The 18,856-nt window shown below is 70.8% G+C and carries 18 protein-coding genes; 9 read left to right on the top strand and 9 right to left on the bottom strand.

From position 1 onward, the window contains the following. Positions 1-345 (top strand): ribbon-helix-helix protein, CopG family, encoded by a 345-nt coding sequence (locus tag H9I38_RS06550; protein WP_226337965.1) that lies wholly within the window; start codon positions 1-3, stop codon positions 343-345. Positions 346-389: 44 nt separating this feature from the next. Beyond that, entirely contained in the window at positions 390-761 is a 372-nt protein-coding gene (locus H9I38_RS06545; protein ID WP_226337964.1) for a PH domain-containing protein, read from the top strand. Positions 762-854: 93 nt separating this feature from the next. Here H9I38_RS06545 and H9I38_RS06540 read toward each other — a convergent pair whose 3' ends face one another. Both H9I38_RS06540 and H9I38_RS06535 read right to left on the bottom strand, forming a co-directional pair. Beyond that, positions 855-2,264, bottom strand: a complete 1,410-nt coding sequence (locus H9I38_RS06540; protein ID WP_226337963.1) for a TIGR01777 family oxidoreductase — start codon at positions 2,262-2,264, stop codon at positions 855-857. Positions 2,265-2,676: 412 nt separating this feature from the next. Further along, positions 2,677-4,629: a BCCT family transporter gene (locus tag H9I38_RS06535; RefSeq protein WP_226337962.1), complete on the bottom strand. Its 1,953-nt coding sequence runs from the start codon at positions 4,627-4,629 to the stop codon at positions 2,677-2,679. A gap of 217 nt (positions 4,630-4,846) precedes the next feature. Here H9I38_RS06535 and H9I38_RS06530 point away from each other — a divergent pair, with 217 nt between their 5' ends. From H9I38_RS06530 to H9I38_RS06510, 5 genes are all read left to right on the top strand, one after another. After that, on the top strand, positions 4,847-6,190 hold the full coding sequence (locus tag H9I38_RS06530; RefSeq protein WP_226337961.1) for a TIGR03773 family transporter-associated surface protein: 1,344 nt from the start codon (positions 4,847-4,849) through the stop codon (positions 6,188-6,190). Then, positions 6,187-7,746, top strand: a complete 1,560-nt coding sequence (locus H9I38_RS06525) for an anchored repeat ABC transporter, substrate-binding protein (protein WP_226337960.1) — start codon at positions 6,187-6,189, stop codon at positions 7,744-7,746. The genes H9I38_RS06530 and H9I38_RS06525 overlap by 4 nt, the downstream gene beginning before the upstream one ends. Before the next feature lie 74 nt (positions 7,747-7,820). After that, on the top strand, positions 7,821-8,873 hold the full coding sequence (locus tag H9I38_RS06520) for a choice-of-anchor M domain-containing protein (protein ID WP_226337959.1): 1,053 nt from the start codon (positions 7,821-7,823) through the stop codon (positions 8,871-8,873). Then, positions 8,870-9,730: a metal ABC transporter ATP-binding protein gene (locus H9I38_RS06515; RefSeq protein WP_226337958.1), complete on the top strand. Its 861-nt coding sequence runs from the start codon at positions 8,870-8,872 to the stop codon at positions 9,728-9,730. Before H9I38_RS06520 ends, H9I38_RS06515 begins: the two co-directional genes overlap by 4 nt. Beyond that, positions 9,717-10,643: an anchored repeat-type ABC transporter permease subunit gene (locus H9I38_RS06510; RefSeq protein ID WP_226337957.1), complete on the top strand. Its 927-nt coding sequence runs from the start codon at positions 9,717-9,719 to the stop codon at positions 10,641-10,643. Before H9I38_RS06515 ends, H9I38_RS06510 begins: the two co-directional genes overlap by 14 nt. Here H9I38_RS06510 and H9I38_RS06505 read toward each other — a convergent pair. From H9I38_RS06505 to H9I38_RS06485, 5 genes are all read right to left on the bottom strand, one after another. Next, positions 10,618-11,253, bottom strand: a complete 636-nt coding sequence (locus H9I38_RS06505) for a GNAT family N-acetyltransferase (RefSeq protein WP_226337956.1) — start codon at positions 11,251-11,253, stop codon at positions 10,618-10,620. The two genes, H9I38_RS06510 and H9I38_RS06505, sit on opposite strands and share 26 nt — an antisense overlap. Next, positions 11,250-12,326 (bottom strand): SDR family oxidoreductase, encoded by a 1,077-nt coding sequence (locus tag H9I38_RS06500; protein ID WP_226337955.1) that lies wholly within the window; start codon positions 12,324-12,326, stop codon positions 11,250-11,252. Before H9I38_RS06500 ends, H9I38_RS06505 begins: the two co-directional genes overlap by 4 nt. 265 nt (positions 12,327-12,591) lie before the next feature. Further along, positions 12,592-12,999, bottom strand: a complete 408-nt coding sequence (locus H9I38_RS06495) for a hypothetical protein (RefSeq protein WP_226337954.1) — start codon at positions 12,997-12,999, stop codon at positions 12,592-12,594. Between the two features lie 589 nt (positions 13,000-13,588). Next, positions 13,589-13,825 (bottom strand): hypothetical protein, encoded by a 237-nt coding sequence (locus H9I38_RS06490; protein ID WP_226337953.1) that lies wholly within the window; start codon positions 13,823-13,825, stop codon positions 13,589-13,591. A 349-nt stretch (positions 13,826-14,174) separates the two neighbouring features. Next, positions 14,175-14,411 (bottom strand): hypothetical protein, encoded by a 237-nt coding sequence (locus H9I38_RS06485; protein WP_226337953.1) that lies wholly within the window; start codon positions 14,409-14,411, stop codon positions 14,175-14,177. Between the two features lie 604 nt (positions 14,412-15,015). Here H9I38_RS06485 and H9I38_RS06480 point away from each other — a divergent pair. Next, positions 15,016-16,026 (top strand): hypothetical protein, encoded by a 1,011-nt coding sequence (locus tag H9I38_RS06480; RefSeq protein WP_226337952.1) that lies wholly within the window; start codon positions 15,016-15,018, stop codon positions 16,024-16,026. A 106-nt stretch (positions 16,027-16,132) separates the two neighbouring features. Here the strand turns inward: H9I38_RS06480 and trmB are convergent, their stop codons facing one another. Then, complete coding sequence (gene trmB, locus H9I38_RS06475) at positions 16,133-17,047, bottom strand: tRNA (guanosine(46)-N7)-methyltransferase TrmB (protein ID WP_226337951.1); 915 nt, start codon at positions 17,045-17,047, stop codon at positions 16,133-16,135. A 476-nt stretch (positions 17,048-17,523) separates the two neighbouring features. Between trmB and H9I38_RS06470 the strand changes: the two genes are divergently transcribed. After that, the gene (locus H9I38_RS06470; RefSeq protein WP_226337950.1) at positions 17,524-17,916 is read left to right on the top strand and encodes a YccF domain-containing protein; all 393 of its coding nucleotides are present in this window, start codon (positions 17,524-17,526) and stop codon (positions 17,914-17,916) included. 196 nt (positions 17,917-18,112) lie between these two features. Here the strand turns inward: H9I38_RS06470 and H9I38_RS06465 are convergent. Then, on the bottom strand, positions 18,113-18,856 hold a 744-nt coding region (locus tag H9I38_RS06465; protein WP_413463526.1), incomplete at its 5' end, for a M23 family metallopeptidase.

Raw genomic sequence — 18,856 nt, 5'->3', positions numbered from 1 at the left:
ATGAGCAGCTGGGACGAGCAGTACTTCGCCGAGATGGCCGATTCGGCCGAACGGGGTGAATTCACGGAAACAGGTCCGGCGCTTGTCGGAGAAGAAGCCCGACGTGTGACGGAAGCCCAATTCATGGAGTGGTTCGGCACTGCAGACCCTGAGAAGCTGATCCGACAGGGGCGTCCCAGCAAAGAGCGTTCGCGGGACAGGGGCAAGGGGGCCTCGCCGATGCTTCGCGTGCGTGTCCCGCAGGAGATGGATCGGGCTATTCAAGAACTGGCTGACTCCAGGGGCAAGCAGAAGTCGGAGACCGTCCGCGAACTCATCCTCGCCGGTCTGCGCCACGCAGACTGAATGTGGCGAGTGACTCTGAACCGCGAGCGTCCTAACATGAGTCCATGACCGCAGAACTGTCTCACGTTGTTGCATGGACCTTCGTGTCTGAGGCGCCGATTCCCCCAGACATCGGAACTGTCCTGGTTCGCGGAGAAGAGCCGATCGCGGCCTTCAAGACCTTCCGTGACACCGCTGTCTTCACGAACAAGCGCCTCATCGTGAGGGACGCACAAGGGCTCACCGGCAAAAAGGTCGAAATGTATTCAGTCCCTTACTCCTCGATCAACATGTGGTCGAGCGAGAACGCGGGGACGCTTGACTTGAATGCCGAGCTGGAACTGTGGACGCGCGCCGGTCGTATGAAGATCAAGGTCGGCAAAGGAGTCGACGTGAGGCGGTTGGATCAGCTGATCGCCCACGTGCTCTTGACGTGATCTCGATCTGGTGGAGCCCCGGTAGGGCCCCGCGCTGCCTGACTGGTTCGCTGCCGTCCAGCGGAAGGGCTTCAGCCCTGGGGCGTAGGGGGTCTACCGCCCCAGCGTACGGCGCAGCGCGTCCTCCAGCGTGGGCGAGGTGAATTCGAATCCCAGGCCGCGCAGCTTGTCCGTCTCGAGTCCCGTGTCCGCGAGGACCGTCTGCTCCGCGCCCTCGCGGCCGAGGACGGCGGCCATGGCGGCCTTCGGCGTCGGAATGACAGCAGGGCGGTGGAGGACGGAGCCGAGCGTCGCGGCATACTCCTTCTGCGTCGCCTGCTCCGGTCCGGCTGCGTTGACCGGTCCGTGCACGCTGCGGTCAAGCGCTGAGAACGCGTAGATCCGGACGAGGTCGTCGAGGGAGACCCACGGCAGCCGCATCGAGCCGTCTCCGATCGGCCCGCCGGCGCCCGCAGCGAACTGCGGGGACTGCAGCGCGAGCATGCCTCCGCGGGCGCTGAGCACGATCCCCGTGCGGACCTGGACCGTCCGGACCCCCACGAACTCGGCCTTGCGGCCTTCGCCTTCCCACTCCTTGCAGACGGAGGCGAGGAAGTCCTCTCCGGCTGGGCTCTCCTCGTCGACCAGCCCCGCCGCGGCTCCGTAGTACCCGCTCGCCGAGGCGGTGACGAGCACCTCCGGGTTGGAGCGGTTGCGGCCCCGGTGCCGGCTGAGCGCGGACGTCAGAGTCCGCGTGGACTCCACGCGGGAGCTGCGCACCTCTTCCTTGTGCTTCTCCGTGAAGCGCCCCATGAGCGGCGCGCCGCCAAGGTGCACGACGGCGTCCACGGGGCCGAACACCGCGGTGTCCAGAGTCCCCGAGGAGGGATCCCAGGACCAGGCGTCCTCGGAGATCTGCTCGGACTCCCCGTCGCGGCGGTGCAGCGTGATGACACGGTGCCCGCCGGAGCGGAGGAACGCGGCCAGCTGCGTGCCCACGAGTCCGGTGCTGCCTGTGAGGAGAAAGGTCTTCTTCTCCGGGTGCTGCTCATGGAACGCCAGGTCCTCGGTGAGGCGCCGCGAGCGGAACTCGAACGTGCGGCGGAGGCTGGCCTCGACGAGTGACTGCACGCTCGGGATCCGCTCAGCGCCGAGGGGGAGGGAGTAGGTGACTTCGTCGAGCATGCGGGTTCCGCCGTGTCCGTCCTCCTCGATCCGGTGGCGGTGCTCCCACGAGGCGAACGGGCCTGACTCCTGGACGTCCGTGAACGTGCCCTGGCCCGAGGGGGCGAAGCTGTACTGGACGTGTCGCGCGGTCCAGGGCAGGCCGCCGCCGAACGGGAGGAAAGACGGGGAGAGCGCCAGGCGGCTCTCGCAGCCAGTGCGCAGTCCGTCCGTGGGCTCCTGGACGGGCGTGCCCATGAAATCGGGGACGAGTCTGGTGAACGCCCCGGGCCGCGACATCCACGTGTAGACCGTCTCAGGGCTCTGGGGGAGCGAGTGCGACCAGGTGAAGCTCGGCATGGCGGCCTTTCAGCGGGTGGAGGAAATGTAAACCAGATGAATGAAAATACATTCTCTCAAGTTATTCGGGAGAGGTTTGAAAAGAACTCCCGAATATCACCCTACGCATTTTTCCGGCCTGAGAGAACACCCGGCAGGAGGGTGCGTTGCAGCGGGGCTCAGTCCCACTTCCGGGCGCGCAGCACGAAATCGGCCTTGTGATGAGCTCTCGCCCCCTCGACTCCTTGCGCACCCTCTCTTGTCAGGATTCGGACGAAATCCTGACAAGAGAGGGTGCGCAAGCGCGGGTACCGGGTGCGCAAGCGCGGGTACCGGGTGTGCAAGCGCGGGTACCGGGTGCGCAAGCGGGGGTACCGGGTGCGCAAGCGGGGGTACCGGGTGCGCAAGCGGGGGCGGGCCGTATCGGGCGGCGTCAGTCCTTCGCGTGGACTGCGTGAGACCCGGGCTGGGTGTCACCGGCGGGCCTGCTGTCCGGAGAGGCCTCCGCCGTCGTCGTCTCCTTCGAGGCGCTGTCCTCAGAGGCGAGGTCCTCGGCGGGGGAGTCGCTCTCCGGGCGGGGGAAGTCGGCGTCCGGGGTGAGCTCGCCCTCCTCGTCGCGGAGCTGGTACCAGCCGGTGACCTCCTCCGCGTGGGAGTCGAACCCGGCTCCGGCGCCCCCGCCCTGGGGCGCCTCGGAGACGTGGAACTGGAAGTCGTCCCCGTGCCGCTCGATGCCGGTGACCACGGCCTGGCGGATCGCCGCGCGGGCGTAGTTGTAGCGCAGGGTCATGGGGTCCGTGCGGAGGTCCTTCATGAAGGCGAAGACCATGCCGATGAGCACGAACGCGAACGGCAGCGCAGAGACGATGATGAGGTTCTGCAGCCCCTCGAGCGCCTTGTTGCCGCCGATGAGGAGCATGATGATCGCGATGCCCATCATCGCGAGGCCCCAGAAGACCGTCACGCCCTTGTCCGGATTCGGCTTGCCGCGCTGGGAGAGGATGCCCATGACCACGGAGGCCGAGTCCGCGCTCGTGACGAAGAAGACCGCGATGCAGAACATGGCCACGTACACCGTGATCTGCGCGAACGGCAGGTTGTGGAGGACGTGGAAGAAGAGGTTCTGCGGGTTGGAGGCATCGCCGAGGTCCATCCCGTTGCGCTTCATCCACATCGTGGTGCCGCCGAACACGCCGAAGGCCGCGATGCAGACGCCCATCGGGGCCAGCAGGACCACCGTCACGAACTCGCGGATGGTGCGTCCGCGGGAGATGCGCGCCAGGAAGATGCCCACGAACGGCGCCCAGGAGACCCACCACGCCCAGTAGAAGACGGTCCACGTGGACTGGAACTTCTCCGACTCGGGGCCCCACGACGACGAGCGGCCGAGCATCGCGGGGATGTCCCCGATGTACTGGGCCACGCCCGAGGGGATGAAGTTGAGCAGGAAGAGCGTGGGGCCGGCGAGGAAGACGAAGACGCCGAGGCAGAACGCCGCGATCATGTTGATGTTGGAGAGGTAGCGGATGCCGCGCGAGACGCCGGAGACGGCCGAGGCGATGAAGGCGGCGGTGAGCACCGCGATGATGACGAGCAGCGCCGCGTTGGGGAGCTTGCCGATCCCGCCGACGATCTCGACGCCGCGGCCGATCTGGAGGGCGCCGAGGCCGAGGGAGGCGGCGGTGCCGAAGAGCGTGGCGACGATCGCGAGCATGTCGATGATGCGTCCCAGAACCGTCTGGCTCGCCCGGTGGCCGAGCAGAGGCGCGAACACGCTGGACATGAGCGGCACCCGCCCGCGGCGGTAGCACCCGTACGCCACCGCAACGCCGACGACGGCGTAGATGGCCCACGCGTTGAACCCCCAGTGGAAGAGGGTCTGCGCCATGGCGCGGTGCATCGCCTCGGCGGTCTCGGCCTTGGCCATGCCCGGGTTGGGCGAGAGGTAGTACGTGAGCGGCTCGAACGGGCCAAAGAAGAACAGCCCGATGCCCACGCCGGCCGAAAACATCATCGAGATCCACGCGAAGGTCGAGTACTCGGGCTTCTCGCCGTCGCGCCCCAGGGGGATGCGCCCGAACCGGCTGAAGCCGATGTAGAGCATGAAGAGCACGAGCATCGCGGCGAGGAGGTTGAACATCCAGCCCGTGTTCTTGACCACCCAGGTGAGGGCCGCGTTCGAGGCGGCGGTGAGGCCGGCGGTGTCGAGGAGGCCCCAGGCGATGAACGCGATGATGAACGCCGCGGCCACGCCGAACACCACCCGGTCCGTCCGGTACCTCAGCTTCACGTCCTCGACGTTGAGCCCGGGCACGAGCGCGGGGTGGATGTCGTGGGGGTAGCTCGAGTTGACCTCGGAGATGACTCGGCGGGGTGACGGGGCCATTGCGTCCTTCGGTGGGGGTCAGGGACGGGGCGCCGGGCCGGGGCTCCAGCGCCCGCGAGGCCTCTGCTGGCTGTGACGCACGCCGCAGGGCCTCTTCTTGCACAGTGTACGGATGCCCGGGCGGGCCCGGAAATGGAGGGGTCCTATCTAATTGATACTCATTCTCAAAAAGGGTAGGATAAGCGGGTCTCGATGCCGGGGGAGAAGGAGCTGGAGCATGGCCCGTTGGAACAGGGCGGAACGCGGCCTCGCGGGCCGGGCCGGAGCGCTTCTCCGGGGGTCTCGGGCCGGTGCGGTGCTCCTCGGAGCCGCCGTGTGCGCGAGTACTCTCGCGGCGGTTCCGGCACCCCGAGCGGAGGCGTCCGCGCCCTCGCTTGCGCGGGCGTCATCGGCCCTCGCCGCGCCCGCGTCCCTCACCGCCCGCGCCGGCCTCCCGCACGCTCTGCCGCAGTGCCGTCCCCGCTCCTTCGAGCGCATCTCCTCCGGCCACCTCGACTTCGGGCCCGTTCCCTCCGGCGCCGGCCTCGCCCCGCTGCTCAAGGACGACCGCACCCAGCCGCCCGTCTGGAAGGCGCCCGGCGGATCGGTGCTCACCCTCGGCGCTCCGGCGCGCCGGGCCGCCCCCGCAGGCCTCGAGTTCATCGCCCCCGCGGGCAGCCCGGTCTACATGATCGGCGGCATCCAGCAGGCCGGCGTCCCGTGGCTCGGCTGGAACACCCAGCACCCCGAGCTCTTGGCCCGCGCCGCCTCGGACGTCCGCATGACACTGGTCTCCGTCAAGGGCCCCGGCCAGCTCGCCGTGTTCACGAGCGGCAGCTTCGGCCGCCCGGTGGGGCAGCGGATCTTCGACACGGTCGGAGGCCCCCGCTCCGCCACCGTCCCCCTCAACACGCACGCGCACGGCAACTGGGTCTTCACTCGCCCCGGCGCCTACCAGGTCACCATCGGCTTCGCGGTCCGCCTCAAGGACGGCCGGACGGCGAGCGGCGCGTCCACCCTCAACGTCGCCGCCGGGGCGGACACCCCGGATGCGGCGTTCTCCGGGTGCGCCTCCTCGGGCGGCTCGCGCTCCGGATCAGGGAACGACGGCGCAGCCGCACCCGCCCGCCGCGGTCAGGCCGGGGGAGCCGCTGGGGCGCAGGGAGGCTCGGCCGGGGGCGCGGGCTCTGCGCAGGGCGGCTCCGCGGGCGGCTCGTCGGCCGGGGCAGCGGGAACCTCCGCTGGAGACGCCGGTGCCGGCGCAGCGGGGCAGACCGAGATCGGCCCTCCGCCCGGCGAGGTCGGACAGGGCGGAGCCCCGGGAGAGGGCCCGTCTGCGGGAGCAGCTCAGGCCGGCGGCCAGCCGGGCTCGGCACCGGGGACCGCCACGGCTGCACGGGCCTCCGGCGTGACAGGTTTCATCGAGGGGATCTCCTGGCCCTCGGCCGCGTTCGGCGCGGGAGCCGTGGTGTTCTTCCTTCTGCTCGGCGGCGGCGTCTACCGGCTGGCGCTCGGGCGTCCGGGCCGCGGGTCCGGCAGCGGGTCCGACGGCGAGCCCGGCGGATCCGGTCCTGAACAGTGAGGGGCCGGCGCGCCGTCGTCGTCGTTCTCGCGGCCGCGCTGGCGCTCGCGGGGTGCTCGGGGAAGGCCCCCGCGGAGGACGGACGGCTGAAGGCCGTGGCCACCACGCCGATCATCGCGGACGTGGCGCGGCAGGTGGCGGGGCCGGACGGGGACGTGACCTCGATCGTGCCGCCCGGCGCGGATCCCCACTCGTACGAGCCGAGCCTGCGGGACAGCCGTGACCTCGCCTATGCGGACGTGGCCCTGAGCAACCACCTCCTCCTGGAAGAGCAGCGGATCATGCGCTCCGTGGCGGCCACGCTGCCGGAGGACTCCTCTCATGTGGAGCTCTCGGAGGAGTCGGAGCGGCACGGCGCGGACCTCCTGCCCGTGGTGGAGGACCAGGCGCTGGACCAGCTGTGGCTCGGCGCCCGCGTCACCGGACGGGGAGCGCCGGCGGGCCAGCCCGCCCCCGAGTCCGTCACGCTGCGCCTCGAGAGCGCCGAGGGCCCGGGAGACGCCTTCGGCTACGTCACCCAGACGTTCGGACGCGTGGAGCGGGTCTTCGACTCGACCAGGCCGGGGCAGGGCGGCATGGGCCTTCCGCCGCGCTCGCACACGCACCTGTCCTGGGGGTTCACGCGGCCCGGCGAGTACACGCTGCGCTTCGCGGGCTACAGCGGGGACCGGCGGATCGCGCCGGCGGCGCCGGTCCGGTTCGTCGTCGGCCAGGACGCGGGGAGCTCGCCCTCCGCGAAGGGGCGCACGGTGCTGGACGCGGGGCACGCGGACGTCACCCTCGATCTGGACCGGGGCGCCGTGGCGGTCTCCGCCGAGGCCACGGGGCAGCAGAGCGTCCGCGGAGGCGGGGACGGCTCGCGCGGCGGCGGCCGGCGGCAGGCTCTCGAGCGGCACGAGGCGGAGTCCGTCGTGGTGGCTGTGGGGTCCAAGGCCCTCACCACGGTGCCCTCCGGCCAGAGCCACCGCTTCCTCGGGCGCCCCGACTCGGAGGTCTACATCCTGCCGCAGGCCGTGCTCGGCAAGCACGTGCACGGGTCCATCGACCCGCACGTCTGGCTCGACCCCGCCAACGTCAAGGCCTGGACGGTGCGCATCCGGGACGCGTTCATCGCCAAGGACCCGGAGCACGCGGAGGGCTACCGGGCCCGCGCCGCCGCCTACACGCAGAGGGTGGACGCCCTGGACGAGGAGCTGCGCGGGAAGCTTCGGAGCATCCCGCCCGAACGCCGCCACCTCGTGACCACGCACGACGCGTTCGCGTACTTCGCCCGCGCGTACGGCCTCAAGACCGCCGGGTTCGCGGTCCCCGCCACGGGGGCCGAGCCCGGGCCGCGCGAGCGCGCCCGCCTCGCCGGAGCCATCCGGGACCTCCGGGTGAGGGCCGTCTTCGCACAGCCGCGGGACGGCGCTCCCGGCCAGGCCCTCCGCCAGGCCGCTGCCGAACAGGGGGTGCGCGTGTGCGAGCTGCGCTCCGACACCCTCGACGACGCCGTCCCCTCCTACGAGGCCCTCCTGCGCTCCAACGCCGAGGAAGTCCTCCGCTGCCTGGGCTGACGGCCGCCGGCCGCGACTCGCTCTCATCCGACTCCGACTCACGCTCACCGATCTCCGACCCAGAAAGCACCGCCATGGCCCACCGTCTCCTCGCCGCCGCGACCTCCTCTGCAGCGGCCCTCGTCGTGTCCGCGGGGCTCCTCGCCCCGGCTGCCCCGGCTGCCCCGGCTGCCGCGGCCGTTCCGGCCTCAGTTCCGGCGTCCGCTCCCGCGGCCTCTTCTGCCCGGCAGGCCCTGTCTCTCCCCGGCGCCGGGAGCACGACGACGGCCGGCCGGCACGCGCTCGTCCCCGGGGCCCTCTCCCAGGACAAGAAGGACGACCTCGAGCAGACCGTCTCCGACTCGGAACCCGCGAGCACGGACCAGGTGCTGTTCCACCAAGGGCACCTCGACATCGGCCCGCGGATCGCGGACGGCCGCTGGACGCTGCAGATCCGGGACGACTCCGGGGACAAGCCCGTGTGGCGGCGGCTCAGCGACACGGTGGTGCTCGTCAAGGACGAGACGCGACTGACCGTGCCGGAGGACGAGACGTACCGGTTCATCGGCCAGCCGCCCGGCACCTCGGTCTACGTCCTGCCGCAGACCGAGAAGCAGGGCGTCCCGTGGCCCGGCTGGAACACGCAGAGCCCCGGCGCCCTCAAGACGATGGGCAAGGGCGCGGACTTCACCCTGGACCGCGTCTCCGGGCCGGGCGACGTCCTCATGTACCTCGAGAACGGCACGCTCGAGAAGCCCCAGGTCCTCTGGGACAGCCGCAAGAAGGAACGGCAGAACATCTTCGCCGAGGCCAACTCCCACACCCACGCCAACTGGGTCTTCACCAAGCCGGGCGTCTACGCCCTGCAGGTGACCTCCTCCGCCAAGACGAAGGACGGCAAGACGGTCAAGGACACGCAGGTGCTGCGCTTCGCGGTCGGCTCGGCCACGGACCCGGCACCCGGCTTCGCGGCGGACCCGTTCCACGGGCAGGCGCAGGCCGCGGACTCCGAGCAGGCCGAGACCGTCCCCGCCACCGCGGTCGCCTGGGCCGTGGCCGGGAGCGTGGTCCTGCTGGTGGGCGCGGCCGTCGTCGTCGGCGTCCGGCGCCGCCGGAGGCTCCTCGAGGCAGAGGAGGGGCGCTCGTGACGGGCGCTCAGAACGCGGGCGCTCAGAACGAGGCCGCCCAGAACGCAGGTCCCCAGAACGCGGCCGCCCGGCCGAGCCCCCGCCCGGCGGCCGAGCCGCGTTCCGTCCTCGACGTCGAGGGCGTCTCCGTGAGCCTCGGCGGGCGCCGCGTGCTGGACGGCGTGGACCTCGCGTTGGAGGCCGGCGAGGTGCTGGGACTGGTCGGCCCGAACGGCGCGGGGAAGACCACGCTCCTGCGCACCGCGCTCGGGCTGATCGCCCCGGAGCGCGGCCGCGTGCGCATCGAGGGCCTCGAGCCGCGCCGAGCCCGCCGCCGCGTGGGGTACGTCCCGCAGAAGCACGACGTCGACTGGAACGTCCCCATGACCGTCCGCGATCTCGTGCTCACCGGGCGCATTCCCCGCTGGGGCGTGTTCGGCCGCACGCAGCCGGAGGACGTGCGGGCCGCGGCGTCCGCCCTGGAGCGGGTGGGGCTCGCCTCCCTGCGCCGCCGGCCCATCGCGGAGCTCTCCGGCGGGCAGCGGCAGCGGGCGCTCATCGCGAGGGCGCTGTGCCTGGAGCCGGCGCTCCTGCTCCTCGACGAGCCCTACACGGGCGTCGACGTGCCCACGCAGGAGCTCGTCACGGAGCTGCTGCACTCGCTCGCGGGCGAGGGGACCGCGATCGTCATGACCACCCACGACCTCCACCACGCCGCCGAGCACTCCACTCGCCTCTGCGTGGTCAAGGGCGCGGTCCTCGTGGACGACGCCCCGCGGGCCGCCATCGGCCACCCCGCGCTCGCGGAGGTCTTCGGCGAGCGGACCGCCGAGCGGCTCGCCCTCACTCTCGGAAGGGGAGCCCATGCAGGCCTTTGACTTCTTCGCGGACCTCGTCAACCCGCAGCTCGGCTTCCTGCCGCGGGCGCTTGTGGCGGCCGTGCTCAGCGCTGCGGTCTGCGCGGTGGTGGGATGCCACGTGGTCCTGCGCGGCACGGCGTTCATCGGGGACGCGGTCTCCCATGCCGTCTTCCCGGGCGTCGCGGTGGCGTTCGTCCTCGGCGGGAACGTGCTCGTGGGCGGAGCCGTGGCGGGCGTGGTGTCCGCGCTGCTCATCACGCTGCTCGGCCGCGGCCGGCTGCTCAAGGAGGACAGCGCCATCGGCGTCGTGTTCGTGGCGGCGTTCGCGGTGGGGCTCATCGTCATCAGCCGCTCGCCGGGCTACACGGGATCGCTGGAATCGTTCCTCTTCGGCTCCATCGCGGCGGTCTCGGGGGAGGAGATCCCCGTGCTTGCCGGGCTCGGCGCGCTGCTCGTGGGCGTGTGCCTGCTGCTCACGCGGTCCTTCCTCGCCGTGACGCTGGACCGCGAGTCCGCCCGCGCCCTCGGCCTTCCGGTCCTCGCGCTGGACGCCGCGCTCAACGTGCTCGTCACCCTCGCGATCGTCTTGTCCCTGCACATCGTGGGCAACGTGCTCGTGGTGGCGCTGCTCATCGCCCCGGCGGCGTCCGCGCGGCTCCTCACGGACCAGATGGGGCGGATGCTCCTGCTCGCGCCGGTCATCGGCGCGGTCGAGGCGTTCGCGGGCCTCTGGGCGGCGTGGACGCTGGACCTGCCCGTCGGCGCGACCGTCGTTCTCGCCTGCACCGCCGGCTTCCTCCTCGCGCGGTTCGCGGCGCCCCGGCACGGCCTCTGGCGGACGATGCTCCCGCGCGGCTCGCGGCCGGCCGGCGAGGACAGCGCTTCCGGGCCGCCTCCGCGGGAGCTCAGCGCTCCCGCAGCATCCAGGTGAGGTTCGTCCGGACGCTCGGCCACTCGTGCTTGAGGAGGGAGAAGACGACGACGTCGTCCAGCTGGCCCCCGCGCAGGCGGCGAGCGCCGCGGAGCACCCCGTCCTGACGTGCGCCGAGGCGGGCGATCGCGGCTCGGGACTGGTTGTTGCTCCAACTCGTCCGGAAGCTGACGGTCTCCGCCCGCCACAGCTCGAACGCGTAGGTGAGGAGCAGCAGCTTGGACTCGGTGTTGGTCCCGGTCCGGTGGGCGCTCGCCCGGTTCCACGTGAAGCCGATCTCCAGCCGCGGGACCTCGGGCGCGATGTCATAGAAGCTCGTCATGCCGAGGACCTCGTCGTCGCTCTGTCGGACGGCGGTGAAGGGCATCATGGCGCCCTGTTCCTTCAGGGCGAGTCGCCGCTCGATCTCCGCCTCCATGCCCTCGGCCGGCGGGACGCTCGTGAACCAGCGGTCCCAGATGCGGCCGTCCTCCACGGCGTCCTGGAGTCCGCCGAGGTGGGAGCGGTCTAGGGGCTCGAGGCGGACGAGATCCCCCTCGAGCGGCCTCCCCGGGTCCGGGAACCCGGCGTTGAGGCCGTGCGCGTTCGCGCTGTGCGGGGCCGGGGTCATCGGGACTTCCTGAAGGGCTTCCCGAGCAGGGAGCGGAGCCGGGAGACGGGGCCGCTGGGTGCGACGGTCTTGGCGGACATGCCGGTGGCCGCTGTGCCGTCCGTCGTCGTCGTGCCCTCCGCCGCGGTGCCGCCCGCGGTGCCTTCCGCCGTCGGTCCCTGCGAGACCGCGGAGCCTCGCTTTGCGGCCTTCTCCTGCGTGGCGGTCCGCCTGGCAGCGCGCGCCTCGGCGCGGGCGGTCTTCTTGGCCTCTTTCGCCTCGGGGCGGGAGCCGCGGAGGTCGTAGGCGGGCGGGCGGCCCTCGGCGACGCGCTCGCGGACGAACTCGGCGAAGGTCTGGCCGGGCCACGCGTGGTCCCGGGAGATGCCGAGGCCGCGCTCGAAACCGTGGCGTAAGGCGCCGCCGAGGGCGAGGTCCGCCACCTTGGCGGTGCGGCCCGTCTCCTCGAGCCAGGTCTCGGCGAACTCGCCGCTCGTGCGGACCTCCGGCCCGGCGAGCGTCTCGATCTTGCCCGAGGGGCCGTATTCGGTGCGCTCGGCCAGGACGTTCGCGGCGTCTGCGGCGGCGATCGGCTGGACGAGCATCCGGGTGGGGAGGGGGAGCCGGGCGAATCGCCCCAGACCGATCCGGGGGAGGGCGGCCAGGGCCGAGTCGAGGAGCTCGTGGAACTGGGAGATCCGGATGATCGTGAAGGGCACACCGGACTGGCGCACCTGCGCCTCGGCCTCGAGCTTGGCGCGGTAGTAGGCGTAGGCGATCCGGTCTACGCCGATGATCGAGACGTAGACGAAGTGGCGCACGCCGGCGCGGCGGGCGGCCGCGGCGAGACGTGCGGTGCCGCCGACGTCGAGGTCCTGCCACTGCTTGCGATCCTGCGTGGAGGCGAGGTGGACGACGAGCTGCACGCCGGCCATCGCCTCCTCGAGCCCCGCGCCCGTGCTGATGTCCCCGGCGATGCCGCCGTAGACGCCTTCGCGGCGGGTCAGGACGAGGACCTCATGCCCGCGAGAGCGCAGGGCGGGGACGAGGAAGCTGCCGATCACACCGGTTCCGCCGGTCACCAGAACTCGCATGGGTTCAGACTACCGGCGGCGCTGCCGGGAGTCAGGGGGGGCGTCGGGGCGCCTTCATCCGGAAGCACGCGAGGCCCCGACCCGCTGGGGGAGCGGGCCGGGGCCTGAGGGGGTTGCGCGCCGGCGCTGGTGAGAGGCCGCGCCGCGGGGTGCCGGTCAAGGCTTTTGGCGCCGGGCCGGCTGGTGTGCGTCGTCAGAACGCCGGACCCGTGCGCGGCGCTTCAAACGGGCGCCGCTTCCAGGGTCCGGAGTCTGACGTCGGGGATCAGTTCTTCTTGCCGCGGCCGAAGACGAGGCCGAGGGCGATCGCCGCGAGCCACATGTCCTTGGCCATCGGGGTGCCGTCCTGGGTCGGGCGGATGCCGTCGTCCTGAGTCATGGAGTCGTTGCGGAAGTACATGGAGAGCATGCCCGCCGCGAAGCCGCCGAGCGCGAGACCGGCGAGGCGGTTCGGCACGAACGGTGCGAGGAGCGCGCCGCCGACCGCGAGCTCGCCGCCGACGAGGAACTGCTTGAACTGCTCGTCCGTGAGCTTGCCGAGCGCGGGGATGCCCGAGGAGGCCATGCCGCGGAGGTGGCCCGCGGTCGCGTTGTCCATCTGGAGCTTGCCGAGGCCGGAGTTGAGGATCCAGGCGCCGGTGATGCCGCGCATCGCGATGTTTCCGAGGTTCATGTCAAGACCTTTCGTCGTCGTCGCGGCGGTGGGAATGCGCGCCGTCCTGGCACGGCCTGCCGCGTCTTTCACTGACCCTAACAAGAGTGTCCCCTGATTTATTTCAACCTTCAAGTAATTGAGGAGGCTGGGGGATGGGTTTTGGGACGGGCGCGGGGCGGTCCGGCGGGCCACCGTCGTCGCGATCTGCCGTAAGCCGGACGTGACGGGCCCAGCCCGTGCTGCCCTGTGGCGATCCCCGCCCAGAGGTGCCGTCCTTCAACGGTTATCCGTACCCCTCGTCGTTCACCGCAGCACCCGCATTCGCCGCAGCACCCGTTTTCGCCATCGCACCCGGTTTCAGGCGAATACACCCGTTTCCGAGCGGGTTTTTGAGCAGGAACGGGTGTGGTCCGCAGAGGTGCTCGGAACCGGGTGTGCCAGGGCGGCGGTGCTCGGAACTGGGTGCGGCTGGGCGGAGGCACGTCAGAATCGGGTGCGGTTCTGCGGAGGCGCTCGGAAACGGGTTCCGATTGGCGGGCGTGAGCGGAAGCGGGTGCGGGTCAAGCCGAAAAGCGGGTGCAGACGCGCTTCGGCTGCCTTGGGCCTGCTAGCGAGGTGCCACTGTCCGGTTTGCGTCGTCCCGGGCGGCTCTCACGGCACGGATGGCCCTCCGGCACCCGACGACGACGGCCGCAGCCGCACCGGCGAGGGGCACGAGGACCGCTACGACCAGTGCTGCGAGGTTCCAGCCGTTCCTGGCCTGGGCGAATCGGTGCGCCATGAAGCCGACGCCGATTGCCCACACAAGGAGGGCGAGGACTTCAGGCAGATTCAGCGCAAACATGACGCTCTAAGTATCCAACGGCTGCGTTCGGGCCATCAAGACGCGGACCGTGCGTGCCGCAGCTCTCGTTCCACACCCGTTTTCGCCACCACACCCGGTTTCAGGCGAATACACCCGTTTCCGAGCGGGTTTTTGAGCAGAAACGGGTGTGGTCCGCAGAGGTGCTCGGAACCGGGTGTGCCAGGGCGGCGGTGCTCGGAACTGGGTGTGGCTGGGCGGAGGCACGTCAGCATCGGGTGCGGTTCTGCGGAGGCGCTCGGAAACGGGTTCCGATTGGCGGGCGTGAGCGGAAGCGGGTGCGGTCAAGCCGATAAGCGGGTGCAGACGCGCTTCGGCTGCCTTGGGCCTGCTAGCGAGGTGCCACTGTCCGGTTTGCGTCGTCCCGGGCGGCTCTCACGGCACGGATGGCCCTCCGGCACCCGACGACGACGGCCGCAGCCGCACCGGCGAGGGGCACGAGGACCGCTACGACCAGTGCTGCGAGGTTCCAGCCGTTCCTGGCCTGGGCGAATCGGTGCGCCATGAAGCCGACGCCGATTGCCCACACAAGGAGGGCGAGGACTTCAGGCAGATTCAGCGCAAACATGTCGCCCTAAGTATCCAACGGCTGCGTTCGGGCCATCAAGACGCGGACCGTGCGTGCCGCAGCTCTTGTTCCACACCCGTTTTCGCCACCACACCCGGTTTCAGGCGAATACACCCGTTTCCGAGCGGGTTTTTGAGCAGAAACGGGTGTGGTCCGCAGAGGCGCTCGGAACCGGGGGTGCCCGGGCGGAGGCGCTCGGAAACGGGTGCGAGTGGGACAGGGCAGGAGGGGGAGGGGAAAGAGACGAGGCGGGGGAGGGCGGCGGAGTGAGCGGAAACGGGTGCAGATCAGACCACTCCTGACGGATGGCCTCGGACGGAGTAGCGTGAGGGGTGCCAGCAGGCGTCAGCCTGGAAGGCTCGGAGCCGCATCGGTTCACTTCGACTCGGTTCGGGCCCGAAGGACGCCGACGCCACCCAGTCCCGCAATGCCACCGCACCCGCGCAGCCGAAACGCCACCGCACCCGCGCAGCCGCAACAGCGACGCACCCGCGCAACCGCGACAGAAACGCACCCGACCAAGCCGCCACACCCGGCCCCCGGCCCGAACCGCCAGACCGCCGACACACACCCGGACACCACAACCGCCGTCAGAGAGGCAGCCATGAGCCAGGTTCCTGAAAGCGCTCGCCACGTCATCGTCTCGGAGGAGAGCCTCACGGAGGACGCGGACGCGGTCCTGCTCTCCAACATGAACGTGGTCAACACGATGTTCGACGAGCACATCGCCGCCGACGAGATCGCGGACGCCGCCCTCGAGTCCTACTACGTGGACTTCTACGCCACGCAGCTCGCGGCGGGCGGCTTCGGCCACCTTGTCTTCACGTCCGCGATGGACGAGGACGTCCTCCAGTACATCGCCGACGGCCTCGACGAGATGGGCGCCGAGGACCACCTCGAACTCTTCAAGAAGTTCGTGGGCGCCTACGAGAACCTCGGCGAGGACGGCCAGGAGTACTTCCTCACCGAGGAGGAGACCGACGACGACGAGATCACCGACGACGCCGTCGAGGACGACTACTCCGACGACGACGAGGAGACCGACGCCGAGACCCAGGGCGCCTACGAGGCCGGCCGCCGCATGATGGACGAGGACGACGAGGTCACCTACGCGGAGACCGGCGAGGACGAGGGCGCGGAACTCGGCAACATCTACGAGGAAGACCTCAAGGGCCTCTACGAGGGCGCCTTCGACGAGCTCGACGAGGCCTACGAGGAGCTCAGTGAGACCCGCGATCTCACGGTCCTCAACGCCGCCTGGCTGAAGAGCCGCCCGGACCTGCGCCCGCTGCCGGCCGAGCAGATCGACGACGAGGTCTCCCGCCTCGCCAGCGAGGTCCCCGGCATCGACGAGCGGCGCTCCGCCGCCGAGGCCGACATCGAGGAGCTCCCCGAGCACGAGGCCCTCATCATGGAGCTTGTGGACGTCGCCGGGCAGGACCTCGAGGAGATCCAGGGCCGCGACTCTGACTTCGCCTGGGAGGGCATGAAGGGCGGCTGGCGCTTCACCACCAACGAGGGCGCCTTCATCATGGTGGACGACGACGACCACGCGCTCATGGTCAGCCTCGAGACGAACGAGGCCGTCGCCGAGCTGGAGTTCGAGGAGGAGTAGCGTCCCTCAGGCCAGGCCAGGCCAGGCCAGGCCAGGCCAGGTCAGGCCGGCGTCGCCGCCCCGCTCAGACGGTCACGTACGCGAGCCGGACGGCCCCGTAGTCGATTCAGACGGCCTCGTACGCGAGGTCGAAGACCTCCCGCCCGGCCGAGTGCCCCTTGGCCTCGAAGCTCGTGAGGACGCGCCCCTCGAATCGGGGCGCCCATCCGCCGAGCTCGTCCGTCTCATCCCGCCCCTCCTCGGTGAGGACGGCCTTGCGGCCCGCGCGGGCGGTCACACCAGCCACGTTCTCCAGCCCCTCCTGCCAGACGCGCGTCAGCGGAGACTCGGACCCGGCGCGCTCGCCGGCGTGCAGGTTGCGGAAGCCCTCGGCGTCGTCGAGCACCTGGCGCATGTGCTGGGCGTACTCGGACCAGTCCGTGGCGAGCCGCCACACCCCGCCCGGGCGGAGGGCCCGGCGCACCAGCGGTGCGAGGCTCGGCTGCACGAGCCGGCGCTTGTGGTGCTTGGTCTTGGGCCACGGGTCCGGGAAGAAGACCCAGACCTCGCTCGCGGATCCCTCGGGGAGCATGGTCGCGAGGGCCTCGGGGGCGTTGACCTGCGCCACGCGCACGTTGGTCAGCCCGGCCTGCCGGATCTTGAGCATCGTGTTGGCGAGCCCCGGCTTGTAGACCTCGAGCGCCAGGAAGTCCCGCTCGGGGTGCTCGGCGGCGGCGTGCGTGATGGCCTCGCCGAGCCCCGAGCCGATCTCGACGACGAGCTCCGCGGCCCGCCCGAACGCCGCCTCGACGTCGAGCACGAAGCCCGGGTCGACCGAGGTGTCCGCGACGCTGCGGGGCACGTCGATGAGGTACGTGTCCGCGAGCTCCTCCCAGGCCTCTTTGCGCCGGCCCTGGAGACGGGATCCGCGCCGCACGAAGGAGACGGGCTGCGTCCGGTGCCGCGAGGGGAGACCGGAGGGGCTGTTGGCGTCGGAGTCGGATCCGGGGTGCGAGTCAGGGTTCGGGAGATCGTCAGTCACGCCCTCCAGGGTACTGGGGTGCGGAGGGCCTCCGCCCGTCGCTTCCGCCCTCGGACCCGGTGCAGCCCTGAGGTGCCCGGGATGCAGAAGAGGGCCCGCGCCAGGGTGCGGGCCCTCCTTCGGGGGACTTGCAAGGTCGGACCTTGCTCTTGCCGGAGAGCGGGGGAGCCCTCCGGGGTTCCGTGCCGGGGAAGCACGAACCGGGGGAGTACCGGGTTCGCGGCGCACGCCGCGGTCCGATCTGCAATTCCGCCTCGGGGAAGGCGGACCCTCGACGGCGGCGCAGGGGATGAAGTGGTCTGCGAGCCGCTGTCACCTGTTAAGAGGGGCAGATGACGGGATCGTGACGCGACTTCGCAGAAATTTTTTTCCGAGATCCCGTCAGGGGCCGTTCTGCCCCGGAATGACGGGGAAGAAGCCCCGAAAACTTTTTTCCCGCCAGGCGTCCTCCGAGGTTCGTGGCCCACCATGGAGTCATGAAGCTCCTTCTCAATCTCATCTGGTTCCTCTTCGGCGGCCTCTGGCTCGCGCTGAGCTACTGGCTCATCGGCGCGCTGCTGTGCTGCACGGTGGTCCTGCTGCCGTGGGGGCTCGCCGCGATCCGCATCGGCTCGTTCGCGCTGTGGCCGTTCGGGCGCACCATCGTCAACCGGGACCCGGTCATGGGCCCGTTCTCGGTGGTGGGCAACATCGTCTGGATCATCGTGGCGGGCGTGCCCCTTGTGATCGCGCACATCTCGACGGCGCTGGCCCAGGCCGTCACCATCGTGGGCATCCCGCTGGCGCTCGCCAACCTCAAGCTCATCCCGGTCTCGCTGACGCCGCTCGGCACCGTGATCGTGCCCTCGGACCGCAACGCGTTCCTCTGAGCCCTGCCCGGGGCTCTGCCGCGAGTCCTGTCACGGCATGTGGAGCCGCGTCGTCGTGCTGATCCGTGCGGCCGTGCCGAGGCGCGCCCGTTCCGAGGCGCGCCCGGATGCAGAGAACCCCGCCTGCGCGGTGAGTCGCAGGCGGGGTTCTCCTTCATTCAGTCCGTCTTCCCCAACGAACCGAAGTCTGTGGGCGTCAGGCCGCTGTGTACCCGAGCCACGGAGCCGGGTTGGTCCAGGCGCCGTTCACGATGACCTCGAAGTGCAGGTGCGGTCCGGTCGAGTTGCCGGTGGTGCCCTCGGCGGCGATGTGCTGCCCCTGGGTCACGTACTGGCCGACCTGGACGTCGATCCGCGAGAGGTGGTTGTAGGTGGTCACCACGCCGTTGCCGTGGTCGATCTCCACGCGGTAGCCGCCGCCGTACGCGTGCCACCCGGCGAAGATGACGCGGCCCGACTGCGCAGCCTGGATGCTGGCGCCGTCCGGACCGGCGAAGTCGATGCCGGAGTGGTTGTCGCAGGACGGGAGGCCCGGGAAGCAGCGGGGGCCGTACCAGGACGTGATGTTGTCCGTGGCGATCGGCCGCGCGAGGCGTGTCTGCTGCATGAGGGAGGGAGTGGCGACCCCGTACGCTCCCGTGGCCGCGCTCTGGCCCACCGTGTAGGTGTAGTTCCGGTTGGTGTTGGTGTCCCCGGCGTTCGAGGGAGCCGTCTGGCCGCCTCCGGTCTGCGAGGGAGCGGTCTGCGAGGGCGGGGTCTGGGCCGGGCTGAGCTTGTCTGCCGCGGCCTGGGCCTGCTCCTTGCTGCCGGTGGAGAACAGGACGTTGAGGTACGCGTTGGCCTGCTTGCCGGTGCCGTAGTAGGTGCCCTTGGCGCCGTTGCCGCCCCAGTAGTTCCACCACTGGGCGGGGGCGCTGGCGTCCACGTACGCCTTGGAGGC

It is taken from the genome of Arthrobacter sp. UM1, from assembly GCF_020483305.1.
Classification (GTDB): Bacteria; Actinomycetota; Actinomycetes; order Actinomycetales; family Micrococcaceae; genus Falsarthrobacter.
This window is presented reverse-complemented; position numbering and strand designations above follow the sequence as displayed.

Bases quoted from the DNA above. Each gene is read 5' to 3' on its own strand.
- H9I38_RS06550 (WP_226337965.1), top strand. From the start codon at position 1: ATGAGCAGCTGGGACGAGCAGTACTTCGCCGAGATGGCCGATTCGGCC.
- H9I38_RS06545 (WP_226337964.1), top strand. From the start codon at position 390: ATGACCGCAGAACTGTCTCACGTTGTTGCATGGACCTTCGTGTCTGAG.
- H9I38_RS06540 (WP_226337963.1), bottom strand. From the start codon at position 2,264: ATGCCGAGCTTCACCTGGTCGCACTCGCTCCCCCAGAGCCCTGAGACG.
- H9I38_RS06535 (WP_226337962.1), bottom strand. From the start codon at position 4,629: ATGGCCCCGTCACCCCGCCGAGTCATCTCCGAGGTCAACTCGAGCTAC.
- H9I38_RS06530 (WP_226337961.1), top strand. From the start codon at position 4,847: ATGGCCCGTTGGAACAGGGCGGAACGCGGCCTCGCGGGCCGGGCCGGA.
- H9I38_RS06520 (WP_226337959.1), top strand. From the start codon at position 7,821: ATGGCCCACCGTCTCCTCGCCGCCGCGACCTCCTCTGCAGCGGCCCTC.
- H9I38_RS06510 (WP_226337957.1), top strand. From the start codon at position 9,717: ATGCAGGCCTTTGACTTCTTCGCGGACCTCGTCAACCCGCAGCTCGGC.
- H9I38_RS06505 (WP_226337956.1), bottom strand. From the start codon at position 11,253: ATGACCCCGGCCCCGCACAGCGCGAACGCGCACGGCCTCAACGCCGGG.
- H9I38_RS06500 (WP_226337955.1), bottom strand. From the start codon at position 12,326: ATGCGAGTTCTGGTGACCGGCGGAACCGGTGTGATCGGCAGCTTCCTC.
- H9I38_RS06495 (WP_226337954.1), bottom strand. From the start codon at position 12,999: ATGAACCTCGGAAACATCGCGATGCGCGGCATCACCGGCGCCTGGATC.
- H9I38_RS06490 (WP_226337953.1), bottom strand. From the start codon at position 13,825: ATGTTTGCGCTGAATCTGCCTGAAGTCCTCGCCCTCCTTGTGTGGGCA.
- H9I38_RS06485 (WP_226337953.1), bottom strand. From the start codon at position 14,411: ATGTTTGCGCTGAATCTGCCTGAAGTCCTCGCCCTCCTTGTGTGGGCA.
- H9I38_RS06480 (WP_226337952.1), top strand. From the start codon at position 15,016: ATGAGCCAGGTTCCTGAAAGCGCTCGCCACGTCATCGTCTCGGAGGAG.
- H9I38_RS06470 (WP_226337950.1), top strand. From the start codon at position 17,524: ATGAAGCTCCTTCTCAATCTCATCTGGTTCCTCTTCGGCGGCCTCTGG.